The following is a 16145-nucleotide window of genomic DNA, read 5'->3' as shown; positions in this document are numbered from 1 at the left end:
GCCCGATAGGGGTGGGCGAGGGTAGGGGTTGTTCCGCTCGAAGCGGCGCCAATACGGTGGCGATATGGGCCACATCCGAGATCGGCAGGCCGTTGTCATCGGCGGCACCGGATTCATCGGGCGACATATCTGCAGAGCTCTCGCCAAGCACGGATATGAAGTCCTGGCAATCGCGAGAAAATCCGCCGAACCCATTCCCGGAGTCGTCTTTTTGGCACTTGACGCGGTATCCGCGCCGAGCGAGGACATCGTCCGGGCAGCACAGTCCGCCGATCTCGTCGTCAATGCCGCGGGCGACAGCTGGGAGGGCGACGAGGCGAGCATGACGGCCTCGCACATTCCGCTCGTGGACCGGCTGGTGGACGCCGTGGCGGCCCTCCCCAGACGGCCGCGGCTGGTCCATCTGGGCTCGGTGCACGAGTACGGCCCCGTCCCCGACGGCACGGCCATCGCCGAGGACCACCCCACCGCCCCCCGTACCCCCTACGCCCGCACCAAGCTCGTCGGCAGCCGGATCGTCCTCGGTGCCGCCGACGCGGGCCGTATCGACGGCTGCGTGCTGCGTGTCACCAACGTCTGCGGACCGGGCACCCCACGGGGCAGCTTCCTCGGCGGGCTCGCCCACCGGCTGCGCCACACCACCGAGGACACCCCGCTCGCCGTCACCCTCGTCGACGACCGGCGCGACTTCATCGACGTCCGCGATGTCGCCGAGGCCGTGGTGCTGGCCGCGAGCAGCCCGGTGACCGGCCGGGTGCTCAACATCGGGCAGGGCGACGCCCTCGGCACGCGCGAACTGGCCTGGCTGCTGATCGCCGCCTCCCAGGTCCCCGACCGTCTGGTGCGCGAGGAGAGCGGCGCCGTGCACAGCAAGGGCGGCAGCTGGACCCAGGCCGACATCCGCCTCGCCCGGCGGCTCATGGGGTGGTCGCCGAAGGTGGCCCTCGAGGAATCCCTCCACGACCTGTGGGCCGCCTCCGCCACCCCGAGCCGACCGGCTGCCGCGGCGGCCCGTACCGAAGGACACTGATGCAGTACACCTATCTCGGCCGCACCGCCCTCAAGGTGAGCCGACTGTGCCTGGGCACCTTGAACCTCGGGGTCAGGGCGAGCGACGAGGAGAGCCACGCGATCCTGGACACCGCCCTGGACCGCGGGGTCAACTTCATCGACACCGCCAACCAGTACGGCTGGCAGAAGCACAAGGGCTACACCGAGGAGTTCCTCGGCGGCTGGTTCGCGGAACGCGGCGGCCGGCGCGAGAAGGTCGTACTGGGCACCAAGGTCTTCAACGCGATGACCGACTGGCCCAATGACTCGGGGCTGTCCGCCCGGCACATCATCGCCTCCTGCGAGGACTCGCTGCGCCGGATGGGCACCGACTGGATCGACCTGTTCCAGATGCACCACATCGACCGCCACGCCCCGTGGGAGGAGGTGTGGCAGGCGATGGAGACGCTGACCCGGCAGGGCAAGGTGCGCTACGTCGGCTCGTCCAACTTCGCCGGCTGGCACATCGCCGAGGCCCAGGAGGCCGCGGCCCGCCGCCACTTCCTCGGCATCGTCTCCGAGCAGAGCGTGTACAACCTCGTCACCCGCCATATCGAACTGGAGCTGATCCCCGCCGCCCAGCGGTACGGGGTCGGGGTGCTCGCCTGGTCGCCGCTGCACGGCGGGCTGCTCGGCGGGGCGCTGCGCAAGCTGGCCGAGGGCACCGCGATGAAGACCGCCCAGGGCCGGGCCGCCCAGGCGCTGGAGGTCCACCGGGACGCCGTCGCCGCGTACGAGAAGCTGTGCGACGGCCTCGGCGCCGACCCGGCCGAGGTGGGTCTTGCCTGGGTGATGGGACGCCCCGGCATCACCGCGCCGGTCATCGGGCCGCGCAGCCTGGACCAGCTCGAAGGGGCGTTCAAGGCCATGGAGCTGACGCTGTCCGACGAGGTGCTGGCCGAACTGGACCGGCTGTTCCCGCCGATCGGCAACGGCGGCCCCGGACCGGAGGCGTGGGCGTGGTGAGCACGCTCCAGGAGCGGCTGGTCCGCTCCGCCACCACCGTCGACAGCTCGGTGACCCTGCTCGCCGACTTCCAGCGCTGGTTCCGCGAACGTGTCGACGCCGACGAGTCCCGGATCGAGATCATCCCGTTCGAGGCGCTGCGCGGCTGGGAGTTCGCGCCGGACACCCACAACCTCATCCATGAGACCGGCCGGTTCTTCACCGTCGAGGGCATCCGGGTGCGGATGCCCGGGGCGCCGGTGGAGGAGTGGAGCCAGCCGATCCTCCACCAGCCGGAGATCGGCATCCTGGGCATCCTGGTCAAGGACTTCGACGGCGTACCGCACTTCCTGATGCAGGCCAAGATGGAGCCGGGCAACCACGGCGGGCTCCAGCTGTCGCCCACCGTCCAGGCCACCCGCAGCAACTACACCCGGGTGCACAAGGGCCGGGCGGTGCCGTACCTGGAGTACTTCCGGCGGGCGGAACGGCACCGGGTGCTCGCCGACGTCCGGCAGTCGGAGCAGGGCAGCTGGTTCTTCCGCAAGCGCAACCGCAACATGCTGGTCGAGGTGGCGTCGGAGACGGACGTCGAGGTGCGCGACGGCTTCCGCTGGCTGACACTGGGCCAGTTGCACCATCTGCTGGCCGTGGAGGATCTGGTGAACATGGACGCGCGCAGCGTCCTGGCCTGTCTGCCGCACTCCCCGCCGGACCCCGAGGAGCCCTTCCCGGCCGCCGGATCACACGGGACCGTCGAGCCGGAACGGCAGGGGCGGCACACCCTCCACCGCGACGCCGACATCCTCAGCTGGATCACCGGACTGCGCACCGAGCGCGAGGTGTTCACCGAGCGGATACCGCTTCGGGAGACCACCGGCTGGCACCGCAACGCCCACCGCATCTCCCATGAGAGCGGCCGCTTCTTCAGCGTGATGGCCGTGGACGTGACGGCGGGCGGCCGTGAGGTGGGCGGCTGGACCCAGCCCATGATCGAGCCCCATGGACCGGGCGTGGCGGCCTTTCTGCTGGCCCACGCCGACAAGGTGCCGCATGTGCTGGTGCAGGCCCGTGCCGAACCCGGCTACACGGACGTGGTGGAGCTGGCCCCCACCGTGCAGTGCACCCCGCGCAACTACACCCAGCTGCCCGAGGGGGCCACGCCGCCGTTCCTCAGGGAGGTGGTGGAGGCGCCGGCCGAGCGGGTGCGGTTCGACACCGTGCTCTCCGAGGAGGGCGGCCGCTTCTTCCACGCCTTCAACCGCTATCTGGTCGTGGAGACGGAGATGAGCGCCGTCCCCGAGGAGCCGCCGCACTACCGCTGGATGGCCGTGCGTCAGCTGCTCGACCTGATCCGCCACAGCCATTACGTCAACGTCGAGGCCCGCACGCTCATCGCCTGTCTGCACTCCCTGGCCGTATAGGGGGGTGCCTAGGGGCGCGACCTGGGCGGAGCTAGGGGTTATTCGGAGCGTGGCCGCTGCCATAGCCTCCGGGACACAGAGTGCCCGGAGCGGTACATCGGAGGACAAGTCATGCAGGACATCATCAGCGCCGTGCTGGCAGAAAACGCGGTGGCCGCCGACTTCGCCGCCTTGGACCTTCCCGAGTCCTATCGGGGCGCGGTGATCCTCAAAGAGGAATCCGAGATGTTCCAGGGCATGGCCACCAAGGACAAGGACCCCCAGAAGTCGCTCCACATCCGCGAGGTGCCCACGCCCGAACCGGGTCCGGGCGAGGCGGTGATCGCGGTCATGGCCAGCGCGATCAACTACAACACCGTCTGGAGCGCCATCTTCGAGCCGCTGCCGACCTTCGGCTTCCTGGAGCGCTATGCACGCACCGACGACCCCGGAGCGGCCCGCCACGACCAGCCGTACCACGTGCTCGGCTCCGACCTGGCCGGTGTGGTGCTGCGCACCGGGCCGGGGGTGCGCCACTGGAAGCCGGGCGACCGGGTGGTGGCCCACTGTCTGTCCATCGAACTGCGCTCACCGGACGGCCACGACGACTCCATGCTCGACCCCGAGCAGCGCATCTGGGGCTTCGAGACCAACTACGGCGGGCTCGCCGAGCTCTCGCTGGTCAAGGCCAACCAGCTGATGCCGATGCCCGCCCACCTCACCTGGGAGGAGGCCGCGTCCTCCGGCCTGGTCAACTCCACCGCGTACCGGCAGCTCGTCTCCCGCAACGGCGCCCAGATGAAACAGGGCGATGTGACCCTCATCTGGGGCGCGGCCGGTGGCCTCGGCTCGTACGCGACCCAGCTGGCCGTCAACGGCGGGGCGATACCGGTGTGCGTGGTCTCCGGGCGGCGCAAGGCCGAACTCGTCCGCTCCATGGGGGCCGAGCTGGTCATCGACCGGGCCGAGGAGGGCTATCGCTTCTGGAAGGACGCGACCACGCCCGACCCCAAGGAGTGGAAGCGCTTCGGGTCCCGGATCCGCGAACTGACCGGCGGCGACGACCCGGACATCGTCGTGGAGCACCCCGGCCGGGAGACCTTCGGCGCCAGTGTGTATGTGGCGCGGCGCGGCGGAACGATCGTCACCTGCGCCTCGACGTCCGGCTACCGCCATGAGTACGACAACCGCTATCTGTGGATGGCGCTCAAGCGCATCATCGGCACCCACTTCGCCAACTACCGGGAGGCGTGGGCGGCCAACCGGCTGATCGAGAAGGGGATGGTGCACCCCACGCTCTCCAAGGTCTATCCGCTCGAGGCGGTCGGCACGGCCACCCAGGACGTCCACCGCAACCGCCACTCCGGAAAGGTCGGCGTGCTGTGCCTGGCCCCGGAGAAGGGGCTGGGCGTACGCGACCCGGAGCTGCGCGAGCGCCATCTCCCGGCCATCAACCGCTTCCGCCAGGACTGAACCGGTTCAACGAGGCGGTACACAGGCCTCGCTGCCCATGCCACCGCTCCCCGCCGTCCGTCCCCTGTGGACCGCCACACGGTAGCGCGTCGGTAAACCGGTCCAGTCGGGTGCGGTCCGCTCGAAGAGCTCGGGTGCGGCGGTCAGGACAGGGACGGCGCCACCGGCCGCCAGGGCGCGAACGGACTCGCCCCGCGCGGCAGCAGCCCGGTCAGCTCCGGGCAGTGCCGCAGGATCACCGAGGCCATGCTGGACTTCGCAACCCAGTCCAGCCCGAGCCGTGTATACACCTCGGGCCGGAAGTCCACGGTCAGGAGGCGGTCGTTCCGGATCCGCCGGGTGGCCATGAGCAGCAGCACACGGAACGCCGTCTCGCTGAAGCCGAACCTCGCGGGTGGGTTCTCCGCGTACAGCCCCACCGTGGTGTCGATCTGGCTGACCGAGCCATAGACCGCTTCGAGCCGCGCGACCGTGTCCGGATCGGGGGACAGCTCCTCGAAGGAGCGGATCCGGGGGGCGCCGAGCCGGGCCCGGAAGTCGTTGTACCGGGGTACGCCCCGCCGCCGGGCCCGTGCCAGATCCACCACCGGCAGATCCACGATCTCGCCGTCCCGCTCGCAACGGCGCAGTGCGTGCGGGTAGTTGTTGAGGGTGATCGCGCCCGGATGGGCGATGCCGAAGGAGTACAGGGTGTCGGCGAGCCCCGTCTTGCGCAGCACCGCCTCGGCCGCCGGGCCCCGCACCTCGTCGAAGCCGAGCGCCCGGGTGCGCCGCCCGGAACGGTGGTCGCACAGCTCGACGTCGTCCGGGAGCAGCGGATGCGTCCGGTAGACCGCCATGAACTCCTCGGCGAGCGCGAACGGCATCTCGGGATGGTCCGGTACGCCACGGGGGAGGCCCGCCGACGCGCCCGCCTCGAACAGCAACAGGCCGAGCCGGGACAGCCAATGGGCGGGCGGGCCCTGCCAGTTGGTCCTCGAGCCGATGTCGCTCAGCTCGGTGGCGAGGATCGCCGGGACCCACTCCACCGTATGGATCTTGGCGATGAGCGCGGAGACCACCAGCCGGGCCGTGTGGTGCGCCGACTCCTCACTCATCGACGGATGGGTGCGGCGCAGCGCCTCGTGGACCGCGTCGTGCTCACGGGCGAAGAGCGTGTGCATGGCGCTGAGCCCCAGCCACCAGCCGCTGGTCGGGCCGATCGGCGGCACCCCGCCCGGACCCAGCGGCAGATGGCCGTCCTCCAGGCGCAGCCCGCCGCCGCCGTACATCCGCGAGCCGTCCCACCGGTGGCAGGCGCCGTCCACCCAGTCGGGGGACTGGAGGTGGAGCCAGGCGGCGAACAGGACATTGAGCGAGGTGGCGGGCCGGAGGCGCGCCCGGTGCAGCAGCTCTCCGGCGACCGTGGCGGGGTGGGGCACATGGATCAGATCGGGCCGGTGGAGCGGTGCGGGGCTGCGGCCGGAGGCTGCCCCGGCCACGTCCCTCCGCGCCACGGCGGGATCGCCCGTCGGGCCGTCGTACGAGCGCGCCACCCGCGGTCTCTCCCCGGCCGGTGCCGGGGAGAGCCCCCCGGCCGGTGCCGGGCGCTGCGGCGCCTCGGGTGTGTCGTCCACCTCGACGAGGCCGAGCCGGCGCAGTGCCCGGCCCAGCGCGGCCGGATTGAGCAGACCCAGCGGCGCCGGCAGCCGATGCCAGGGCACACAGCGGTCCACCAGGTCGAATGCCGCCCGCACCGGCAGGTCGAGGGCGGCGCGCACCGGGACGGGCAGCAGCGCGGTCGGCCGCTGCTCGGCGGCGGGGAAGGGCAGGCCGAGCCGGTGCGCCGCGGCGGCCTCGTACGCGGCCTTGCGGGCCCGGTTGAGGTTGCCGAGCGGCCGGAACTCCTCGGTGGTGTGCCAGGGGTTGAACGCCAGCTGTTCGACCCGGCGGGCCGCCGACCGGGCAGGGGCGCTGTCCAGGTCCTGGCACGGCACGGTGAGCACCGCGACCGGGACGACCGGCGCGTCGCTCTCCCGCCACTCCACCGAACCGTCCTCGACGGGGGTGCGGCGGTCGTCCAGATAGCGCTGCACACACAGCTCGAAGGCGATGTCGCCGGTGGACAGCCGCGTCGCCAGCTCACGGTGGAGATAGTCGGGGTCGCCGCCGTCGGGCGGGGGAGCGGGGGTACCGCCGGGCGCCGGCCGCAGCTGGTAGCGCACCGGACCGGCCGGGCCCCACAGGATCGCGCCCCGGCTCCAGAAGGTCTCGCGGGCCAGCGAGCCCACCGTGTGGCGGGTGGCGATCCGCATGTTGCGGCGCATCCGGTCGGCGGTGGCCCAGCCGACGGCCAGCGGCAGCCGGACGAAGAGCCCGAACGCCTTCTCCACGGTGCTCCCGGCGCCCGCCGTGGCCTTGGCGAAGGCGACGAACTCGTGCGCGTCGGCGGCGTGGGACACCGGGAAGCTGGTGGCCAGCAGATCGTGGGTCTCCTCCGGACCGGCCTGGACCCGCACCGTCAGCCGGCGCAGATCGGGGGTGGCGCCGTACCCCTCGGAGCCGCTCGCGCTGGACAGCCGCACCACGGCCGGGTACTCGGCGCCCGGCCGGGCGTATCCCACGCACAGCTCCGGCGGAAGGTCGTCACGGAACCGCAGCCGGGCGTTCTCCACGCCCAGCGCCGCCGCGCCGTGGAGGGCGCGCGGCGGCCGCGGGGCGACCGGGCCGTCGGTGCCGTCGGTGCCGTCGGTGCCGTCGGAGTACCGCCGCATTCGCATCAGCTCGTGTGTCAGCTTCTGGAAGCGCAGCCACTCGGCCTCGGGGCTGCCGCCCTCGTACGCCTCATAGCCCTCGTACGCCGCGCCTGCCGTCCCGCCCGCCACCTCGTGCCGTGCCGTCTCGCCCAGGCGTGCCGTCCCGCCCACGCGCGCCGCCTCGCCTTCGCGTGCCGCCTCGCTGCGTACGGACCGCTGTCCGGTGTCGACCATGGGGAACGCTCCGTACGGGGCAGGCAGGGACGATAGGGAACAAATGAGACGCTAAGGGAGGGTGTGCGAGGCCGCAGCCCGGAGTGGTGCACCGGGGGGAATCGGTCACCCGGGCCGCCCCGGGTGGTTCCGTTCCGGCCTGCGGCACACTGGTGGCATGCCGGAGCTGCCCGAGGTGGAGGCCCTCAGCGCGATCCTGGCCGAGCGCGCCGTCGGCCAGGAGATCGCCCGCGTCCTCCCCGTCGCGGTGAGCGTCCTGAAGACCTACGACCCGCCGCCGAGCGCTCTCGAAGGCCGCGCCGTCACGGCGGTGGCCCGCCACGGCAAGTTCCTCGACCTGGCCACCGACGGCCCGCATCTGGTGGTCCACCTCGCGAAGGCGGGCTGGCTGCGCTGGCGGGACGGACTCCCCGAGGCCCCGCCCCGGCCCGGCAAGGGCCCCCTCGCGCTGCGGCTGCTCCTGGCCGGGCCGGAGCGTAGCGGCTTCGACCTCACCGAGGCCGGGACGCGCAAGGGGCTCGCGGTGTACGTGGTCGGTGACCCCCAGGAGGTCCCCGGGATCGCCCGGCTGGGCCCGGACCCGCTGGACGACTCCTTCACCCTGGAGGCGTTCGCCGGTCTGCTGCGCGGCGTGCGCCACCGGATCAAGGGAGTGCTGCGCGACCAGAGCGTCATCGCCGGGATCGGCAACGCCTACTCCGACGAGATCCTGCACGCCGCCCGGATGTCGCCCTACCGGCTCGCCTCGGACCTCACCGAAGCGGAGATCGCCGGGGTGTACGAGGCGATGGGCACCACGCTGCGCTCCGCCGTCGAGCGCTCCCGCGGCCTGGCCGCCACCGACCTCAAGGGGGAGAAGCGCGGCGGTATGCGGGTGCACGGCCGCGCCGGGCAGCCGTGCCCGGTGTGCGGGGACACCGTCCGCGAGGTGTCCTTCCGCGACTCCGCGCTGCAGTACTGCCCCACCTGCCAGACCGGCGGCAAGCCGCTCGCCGACCGGAGGATGTCCAGGCTGCTCAAATAGCTGCTCAAGCGGCTGCTCAAATAGGTGCTCAAGTGGCTGCTCAAGTGGCGTACCTGCCGGGTTCCGCCCCAAATGCCGCCCGGCGCCCGTTAGTTGAAGTGCCGCTCTTGACCCGGGGAGCTCCGCGCCGCCATATGGTGCTGTCGCAATCCCACGACACGACACCCCACGCCACGTCACGGAGCACCATGACCACAGCCCTGATCATCGGTGGCGGCATCGCCGGCACGGTGACCGCGATGGCCCTGCGGAAAGCCGGTATCGACGCGGTCGTCTACGAGACGTACCCCACGGACGCCGTCGACGCCGGCGCGTTCCTCGTCGTCGCCGCCAACGGCCTGGAGGCACTGCGCACCATCGACGCCCATGAACCCGTGCTGAAGAACTCCTTCCCGGCCGGCCGCGTCGACTTCATCAGCAACACCGGCAAGCGGCTCGGCAACCGCCCCATGTCCGGATCGCAGGACGGTGGCCTCGGCTCCGTGACACTCAAACGCGCCACCCTCGCCCGGGTGCTGCGTGAGGAGGCGGTGCGCCGCGGAGTGCGCGTCGAGGGCGGCAAGCGGCTGCTCGCCGCCCACACCAGCCCCGACGGCCGGATCGTCGGCTCCTTCGCCGACGGCGGCCGTGCCGTGGGCGACATGCTGATCGGCGCCGACGGCATCCACTCGCTCGTCCGCAGGCTCATCGACGCGGCCGCGCCCCGGCCCCGCTACACCGGACAGCACACCGTCTGCGGCTACACCCGCGACGCCGACTCGCCCCCGGACCCCGACGCCTACACGATGATCTTCGGCAAGCAGGCGTTCTTCGGCTGCACCACCGCCCCGGACGGCGAGGTCTGGTGGTTCTGCAACGCCCCGGCCGAGGAGATGTCCAAGGCCGAGCTCGCCGCCGTCACCTCCGAGCAGTGGCGGGAGCGGCTGCTGACGCTGTTCGCCGAGGACAACACCCCCGCCGCCGACCTGGTGCGCGCCACCGGCGACACCATCGTGGCCACCGCCGCCTACGACATCGTCTCCACCCCCACCTGGTCCGAGGAGGCCATGGTCATCGTCGGCGACGCCGCGCACGCCTGCGCGCCCAACGCCGCACAGGGCGCCTCGATGGCCATCGAGGACGGTGTCGTACTCGCCAAATGCCTGCGCGATCTGCGTACGCCCCAATCGGCCTTCGCCGCGTACGAGGCGCTGCGCCGGGAACGGGTCGAGAAGGTCGCCGCGGCCAGCGCGGGCATGGCCCGCCGCACGGCACCGGGGCCCGTGGCACGTGCCCTGCGCGATGTCACCATGCCGCGCAAGCTGGACCGGGCGGGCGACGGCTCCTCGGACTGGCTGACCGGCTACCGCATCGACTGGGACGAGCGGATCGACGCGCAGACGGCCCTCCGACGCCGCTGACGTACGCGCCGCCGCTGACGTACGCGCCGCCTCTGGGGTCCACGCACCGCCTATGACCGGGAACCGCCCCCGGAACACGGCCCCGGGGGCGGGGCCGACCGGGCCCCACGTTTGGTCCGGACTCTCACGGGCACTTGGAGCTCCCTGGCCCCGTATGCCCGGGAGATTCGTGTGAGCCCAGTACGCATAGTGATCGTCGGTGCCGGATTCGCCGGTTATCAGGCCGCCCGTACGCTCTCCCGCACCCTGCGCGGCGCGGCGGACATCGTCCTGATCAATCCCAACGACTACTTCCTGTATCTGCCCCTGCTGCCCGAAGTGGCGGCCGGGGTCCTGGAACCCCGGCGGGTCTCGGTCTCCCTCACCGGCACCCTGCCGCACGTCCGGCTGGTGCTGGGCGAGGTCCACGGCGTCGACCTGGACGCCCGCAAGGTCTCCTGGCGGGACCCGGACGGACGGTCCGGCGAGATGGACTACGACCGGCTCGTCCTCTCCGTGGGCAGCGTCAACAAGCTGCTGCCGATCCCCGGTGTGGCCGAGCACGCCCACGGCTTCCGCGGTATGCCCGAGGCGCTCTACCTGCGCGACCACATGACCCGGCAGATGGAGATGTCCGGCACCGCCGCCGACCCCCGGGAGCGGGCGGCCCGCCGCACCTTCGTGGTGGTCGGCGCCGGTTACACCGGCACCGAGGTGGCCGCCCACGGGGTGCTCTTCACCGATTCGCTCGCGCGGCGGAACACCTCGCTCCGCGACGCGCCGCGGCCCCGCTGGATGCTGCTCGACATCGCCCCCCGGGTCCTTCCCGAGCTGGACAGGAAGCTGTCCCGCACGGCCGACCGGGTGCTGCGCAAACGAGGTGTCGAGGTCCGCACCGGCACCAGCGTCAAGGAGGCCACCTCGGAGGGCGTGCTGCTGGACAACGGCGAGTTCGTCGACACCCGGTCGCTGATCTGGTGTGTCGGGGTGCGCCCCGACCCGCTGGTGGAGCAGCTCGGGCTGCCGACCGAACGCGGCCGGCTGAGGGTCGACCAGTATCTGGCCGTGCCCGGCTATCCCGACGTGCTGGCCTGCGGGGACGCCGCCGCGGTACCCGATCTGACCCGGCCGGGCCAGTTCACCGCGATGACCGCGCAGCACGCCCAGCGGCAGGGCAAGGTCGCGGGCCACAACGTCCTGGCGACCCTCGGGCGCGGCACCGCCAAGCCGTACAAACACCACGACCTCGGGTTCACCGTCGACCTCGGCGGGGTGCAGGCCGCCGCGGACCCGCTGCACATCCCGCTGTCCGGCCCGATCGCCAACGCGGTCACCCGCGGCTACCACCTGATGGCGATGCCGGGGAACCGGGTCCGGGTCGCCGCCGACTGGCTGCTCGACGCGGTGCTGCCACGCCAGGGGGTACAGCTCGGGATGGTCCCGCCCTGGGCGGTGCCACTGGACACCGAGTCGCCCGAAGTCGCGCAGACCGCTCGGGCGGCCGCTGACCGACGGTGAAACCTGGAAGGAGAACAATGCGACACGAACAACTCAGCGAGCTCGGGCAGCAGCTCCGTGTGGACTCGGTGCGTGCCGCCGCGGCCGCCGGGTCCGGCCACCCCACGTCGTCGATGTCGGCGGCGGACCTGTTGGCCGTCCTGATGGGAAACCATCTGCGCTATGACTTCGAGCAGCCCGACCACCCGGGCAATGACCACCTGATCTTCTCCAAGGGCCATGCCTCGCCGCTGCTCTACTCGGTGTACAAGGCGGCCGGGGCCCTCCGCGACGAGGAGTTCATCACCTTCCGCAAGCGCGGCAGCAGGCTGGAGGGCCACCCCACCCCCCGGCTGCCGTGGGTGGACGTGGCCACCGGATCGCTCGGGCAGGGTCTGCCGTACGGCGTGGGCACCGCGATGAGCGGCAAGCGGCTGGACCATGTGCCCTACCGCGTCTGGGTGCTGTGCGGCGACAGCGAGATGGCCGAGGGGTCGATGTGGGAGGCGTTCGAGCACGCGGGCTACGAGCGGCTGGACAACCTCACCGCCATCATCGATGTGAACCGGCTCGGCCAGCGCGGGCCCACCCGCCACGAATGGGACCTGGACGCCTACGCCCGGCGCATCCGCGCCTTCGACTGGCACACCATCGAGATCGACGGCCATGACATCGAGGCCATCGACCGCGCCTACGCCGAGGCGACGTCCACCGTCGGCCGCCCCACCGCCATCATCGCCCGCACCATGAAGGGCCGTGGCGTGGCCTCGGTGGAGAACCGCGAGGGCATGCACGGCAAGCCGCTGAAGAACGCGGACGAGGCCATCGCCGAGCTCGGCGGCGTACGCAACATGGCCGTACCGGTGCTCGGCCCGCCCTCGGTGACCCCCACCCGGCCCGCGTCCGAGGGCCCGCTGGCGCTGCCGCGCTACAACACCGGCGACTCGGTGGCCAGCCGTGACGCGTTCGGCGAGGCGGTGGCCGCCGTCGGCACCGCCCGCGGCGATGTGGTGGCGCTCGACGGCGAGGTGGGCGACTCCACCCGCCTGGAGTACTTCCACAAGGAACACCCCGAGCGGTACTTCGAGTTCTTCATCGCCGAGCAGCAGCTGGTGGCCGCGGCCGTCGGCATGCAGACCCGCGGCTGGAACCCGTACGTCTCCACCTTCGCGGCCTTCTTCACCCGGGCCTACGACTTCATCCGGATGGCCGCCGTCAGCGACGCCGACCTCAATCTCATCGGCTCCCACGCCGGGGTGGCCATCGGTGAGGACGGACCCTCGCAGATGGGCCTGGAGGACCTGGCCGCCATGCGGGCGGTGCACGGCAGCACGGTGCTCTACCCGTGCGACGCCAACCAGACCGCCCAGCTGACCGCGGCCATGGCGGAGCAGTCCGGGGTCCGCTATCTGCGCACCACCCGCAGCGGAACGCCGGTCATCTACCCGCCCACCGAGAGCTTCCCCATCGGCGGCTCCAAGGTGGTGCGCGCCGGCGACGACGACCGGGTCACCCTGGTCGGCGCGGGGGTCACCCTGCACGAGGCCATCGAGGCCGCCGACCGGCTCGCCCAGGAGGGCATCCCGGCCCGCGTCATCGATCTGTACTCGCTCAAGCCGGTGGACGTCGAGACACTGCGCGCCGCCGCCGAGGCGACGGGCCGGCTGGTCACCGTGGAGGACCACCACCCCGAGGGCGGACTGGGCGACGCGGTGCTCGAGGCGTTCGGCGACGGACGTCCGGTGCCCCGGATGATCCGGCTCGCGGTGCGCATGATGCCCGCCTCCGCGACCCCCGAAGAGCAGCTGAGCGACGCGGGAATCGACGCGGACGCGATCGTCACGGCCGCGCGGCAGCTGATCGGCAAGGGCTGAAACCAGGGCCGGAACCGGGGCCGGAACCGGAACCGGGGCCAGGGCCGGAACCAGGGCCAAAACCAGGGCCGGGATCAGGGCCGGGACCAGGGCTGAGACCGGGACGGCTGAGGACACGACGCTGCCGGAAGGAGCGGACACATGGGTGTCAAGCACGGAATGCGCGTGGTGGTGGTCGGGGCCACCGGCAACGCCGGTACGAGCGTCGTCCGCGCGCTCGGCGAGGCCACGGACGTCGAATCGATCGTGGGCGTCGCCCGCAGGGTGCCCAGCTGGTCGCCGCCGAAGACCACCTGGGTACGCGCGGACATCGGGCGGGACGCCGGTGAGGAGGCCGGCCTCGTACGGCACTTCGAGGGCGCCGACGCGGTCATCCACCTCGCCTGGCTGATCCAGCCCAGTCACCGGCCCGCCGTCACCTGGGACACCAATGTCCTCGGCAGCAAGCGGGTCTTCGAGGCGGTGGCGCGGGCCGAGGTGCCGGTGCTGGTGTACGCCTCCTCGGTGGGCGCCTACTCGCCCGGCCCCGAGGACGGCCGCCCGGTGGACGAGTCTTGGCCCACCGACGGCTGGCCGGAGGCCGCGTACTGCCGGGAGAAGGCGTATGTGGAGCGGATGCTCGACGCCTTCGAACGGGAGCATCCGCAGGTCCGGGTGGTGCGGATGCGACCCGGCTTCCTCTTCAAGGAGGAGGCGGCGGCCGAGCAGCGCCGGCTGTTCATGGGCCCGTTCCTGCCCCGGCGGTTGGTCCGCTCCACCTTCCTGCCCGCCGTCTTCGACCTGCCCGGACTGCGGCTCCAGGTCCTGCACACCGACGACGCCGCCGAGGCGTACCGGCTGGCGCTCGGCCGTCAGGTGCGCGGCGCCTTCAACCTCGCGGCCGAACCGCCGGTGGACGGCGAGACGCTGGCCGGGCTGCTCGACGCGCGGACGATGCGGATCCCGCGCTTCGCCGCCCGCTCGGCCATGGCCACGGCCTGGCATCTGCATCTGCTGCCGCCCTCGCCCCAGCTGTTCGACGCCGCCCTGCGGCTCCCGCTGATGGACACCACCCGCGCCCAGGAGGAACTGGGCTGGCGGCCCCGGCACACCGCCGTCGAGACCCTCCGGGAGTTCCTCACCGGGTTGCGGCGCGGCACCGGTATGGACCAGACCGCGCCGCTGGCCCCCAAGCTGCCCGGCGGACACGCGCGCGAGGCCGCGACGACCGGCGTGGGGGAGCGGCCCTGACGACGACCGGTGTGGGGCGGCGCTGACAGGGCCGCCCCCTGAACGACCCCCAGCCGTGTGAGACGCGGCACATGAGACGGGCTCGACGGCAGCACGCCGCCGGGCCCGTACCGCTGTGACCCCTGACCCCTGACCCCTGACCCCTCGTAACCCGTGACGCGACTCCCGTACGCTGCTGCCCAGTTGGTCGGGACATCGACGAGGGTGGGGACACATGGGCAGGGTGGGGAGTCCGGCGCGCGGTCATGCCCGGCGCACGGGAACGGTGGCGGTCGCCGCGGCGGCCGCCGCACTGTGTCTGACGGCACCGGCGAAGGCCCGGCCCGCCGCCCCCGCGGACGATCCGTCCTATTCCGCCACCACCTCGGTGGGGGTACACAACGCCTACGAGGAGGCCAAGTACCCCTACTTCGCGGACGCGCTGGACTCCGGAGCCTCGCTCCTGGAACTCGATGTGTGGACCAACGCCTTCGGCTCCGGCTGGCGCGTCTCGCACTCCAACCCGCTCGGCAACGACAACAACTGCGAGAACGCGGCGGGCCCGGACGAGCTGCGCACCAAGCCCCGCGACCAGAGCCTGACCGGCTGCCTCGCCGACATGCGGGCCTGGCACCAGGCCCATCCGGGGCACCGTCCCATCCTCGTCAAGGTGGAGATGAAGGACGGCTTCAACGGCAAGAAGGGCCGCGGCCCGGCCGACCTCGACGCCCTCCTCGGCGCCACCCTGGGCGACGCGGCGCTGCGCCCGGCGGATGTGGTGGGCGGCCATGCCACCCTCGACGAGGCGGTTCAGGCGGGCGGCTGGCCGTCCCGCTCGGCACTCGCGGGCAAGTTCATCATCGAGCTGATACCGGGCACGGTCGAGGAGAACAACCCCCTCGACACGCTGTGGACCGACCGCGAGTACGCCACCCATCTGCGGGACCTGTCCGCCGCCGGGAAGCTCGGCCAGGCCGCCGCCTTCCCCGCCGTCCACGGCGCCGCCTCGGGCGACCCGCGCACCCGCTACACCGACGCCGCCCTCCGGCCCTGGTTCGTGCTCTTCGACGGGGACGCGTCCACGTATGTCACCAGCGGCATCGACACCGCCTGGTACGACGACCGCCACTACCTGCTGATCATGACGGACGCACACAACGTGGCGCCCCCGATCGACGGCACCAACCCCACCGAGCCCCAGGCCCGGGACCGGGTATCCCAACTCGCCGCCCGCCACGCCAGCTTCGCGACCGCCGACTGGTATCCGCTGCCGTCCGTGCTGTCCACTGTCGTGCCCCGTGGCTGAGCCGAGGTCAGCAGGC

The 16145-nt window shown here is 72.1% G+C and carries 11 protein-coding genes; 10 read left to right on the top strand and 1 reads right to left on the bottom strand.

All coding sequences use genetic code 11. The features are described from left to right. Positions 1-64 precede the first annotated feature (64 nt). The 4 genes from J2Z30_RS14760 to ccrA all read left to right on the top strand — a co-directional run bounded on the left by J2Z30_RS14760 (position 65) and on the right by ccrA (position 4871). Positions 65-1030 carry an NAD-dependent epimerase/dehydratase family protein gene (locus tag J2Z30_RS14760; RefSeq protein ID WP_044567908.1) on the top strand — a complete coding sequence of 322 codons (966 nt, stop codon included), beginning with the start codon at positions 65-67 and terminating at the stop codon, positions 1028-1030. After that, positions 1030-2016 carry an aldo/keto reductase gene (locus J2Z30_RS14755; protein WP_044580928.1) on the top strand — a complete coding sequence of 329 codons (987 nt, stop codon included), beginning with the start codon at positions 1030-1032 and terminating at the stop codon, positions 2014-2016. The genes J2Z30_RS14760 and J2Z30_RS14755 overlap by 1 nt, the downstream gene beginning before the upstream one ends. After that, positions 2010-3419: an NDP-hexose 2,3-dehydratase family protein gene (locus J2Z30_RS14750; protein ID WP_044580927.1), complete on the top strand. Its 1410-nt coding sequence runs from the start codon at positions 2010-2012 to the stop codon at positions 3417-3419. The genes J2Z30_RS14755 and J2Z30_RS14750 overlap by 7 nt, the downstream gene beginning before the upstream one ends. Positions 3420-3530: 111 nt before the next feature. Further along, positions 3531-4871: a crotonyl-CoA carboxylase/reductase gene (gene ccrA / locus J2Z30_RS14745; protein WP_044567907.1), complete on the top strand. Its 1341-nt coding sequence runs from the start codon at positions 3531-3533 to the stop codon at positions 4869-4871. A gap of 143 nt (positions 4872-5014) precedes the next feature. On the opposite strand, the gene J2Z30_RS14740 is transcribed toward ccrA, so the two are convergent. Next, positions 5015-7840 (bottom strand): peroxidase family protein, encoded by a 2826-nt coding sequence (locus J2Z30_RS14740; protein ID WP_078956479.1) that lies wholly within the window; start codon positions 7838-7840, stop codon positions 5015-5017. A 157-nt stretch (positions 7841-7997) separates the two neighbouring features. On the opposite strand from J2Z30_RS14740, the gene J2Z30_RS14735 reads away from it, so the two are divergent. From J2Z30_RS14735 to J2Z30_RS14710, 6 genes are all read left to right on the top strand, one after another. Further along, complete coding sequence (locus J2Z30_RS14735) at positions 7998-8864, top strand: Fpg/Nei family DNA glycosylase (protein WP_044567906.1); 867 nt, start codon at positions 7998-8000, stop codon at positions 8862-8864. Between the two features lie 188 nt (positions 8865-9052). Then, positions 9053-10264: an FAD-dependent monooxygenase gene (locus tag J2Z30_RS14730; RefSeq protein WP_044580925.1), complete on the top strand. Its 1212-nt coding sequence runs from the start codon at positions 9053-9055 to the stop codon at positions 10262-10264. Positions 10265-10435: 171 nt separating this feature from the next. Beyond that, a complete protein-coding gene (locus J2Z30_RS14725) occupies positions 10436-11761 on the top strand; it encodes an NAD(P)/FAD-dependent oxidoreductase (protein ID WP_044567905.1) in 1326 nt (441 codons plus the stop codon). Between the two features lie 17 nt (positions 11762-11778). Next, entirely contained in the window at positions 11779-13614 is a 1836-nt protein-coding gene (locus J2Z30_RS14720) for a transketolase (RefSeq protein ID WP_044567904.1), read from the top strand. A 141-nt stretch (positions 13615-13755) separates the two neighbouring features. Beyond that, positions 13756-14844, top strand: a complete 1089-nt coding sequence (locus tag J2Z30_RS14715; protein WP_044567903.1) for an NAD-dependent epimerase/dehydratase family protein — start codon at positions 13756-13758, stop codon at positions 14842-14844. Positions 14845-15058: 214 nt separating this feature from the next. Then, positions 15059-16129: a phosphatidylinositol-specific phospholipase C domain-containing protein gene (locus tag J2Z30_RS14710; protein ID WP_044567902.1), complete on the top strand. Its 1071-nt coding sequence runs from the start codon at positions 15059-15061 to the stop codon at positions 16127-16129. Positions 16130-16145: the final 16 nt, after the last annotated feature.

Source organism: Streptomyces iranensis (genome assembly GCF_017874715.1).
In the GTDB taxonomy this organism is placed as follows: domain Bacteria; phylum Actinomycetota; class Actinomycetes; order Streptomycetales; family Streptomycetaceae; genus Streptomyces; species Streptomyces iranensis.
Note: the sequence above shows the minus strand (reverse complement) of the source record. Positions and strands in the feature narration are given on the sequence as shown.

Coding starts and splice junctions, on each gene's coding strand:
- J2Z30_RS14760 (WP_044567908.1), top strand. CDS start 65: ATGGGCCACATCCGAGATCGGCAGGCCGTTGTCATCGGCGGCACCGGA.
- J2Z30_RS14755 (WP_044580928.1), top strand. CDS start 1,030: ATGCAGTACACCTATCTCGGCCGCACCGCCCTCAAGGTGAGCCGACTG.
- ccrA (WP_044567907.1), top strand. CDS start 3,531: ATGCAGGACATCATCAGCGCCGTGCTGGCAGAAAACGCGGTGGCCGCC.
- J2Z30_RS14740 (WP_078956479.1), bottom strand. CDS start 7,840: ATGGTCGACACCGGACAGCGGTCCGTACGCAGCGAGGCGGCACGCGAA.
- J2Z30_RS14735 (WP_044567906.1), top strand. CDS start 7,998: ATGCCGGAGCTGCCCGAGGTGGAGGCCCTCAGCGCGATCCTGGCCGAG.
- J2Z30_RS14730 (WP_044580925.1), top strand. CDS start 9,053: ATGACCACAGCCCTGATCATCGGTGGCGGCATCGCCGGCACGGTGACC.
- J2Z30_RS14720 (WP_044567904.1), top strand. CDS start 11,779: ATGCGACACGAACAACTCAGCGAGCTCGGGCAGCAGCTCCGTGTGGAC.
- J2Z30_RS14715 (WP_044567903.1), top strand. CDS start 13,756: ATGGGTGTCAAGCACGGAATGCGCGTGGTGGTGGTCGGGGCCACCGGC.
- J2Z30_RS14710 (WP_044567902.1), top strand. CDS start 15,059: ATGGGCAGGGTGGGGAGTCCGGCGCGCGGTCATGCCCGGCGCACGGGA.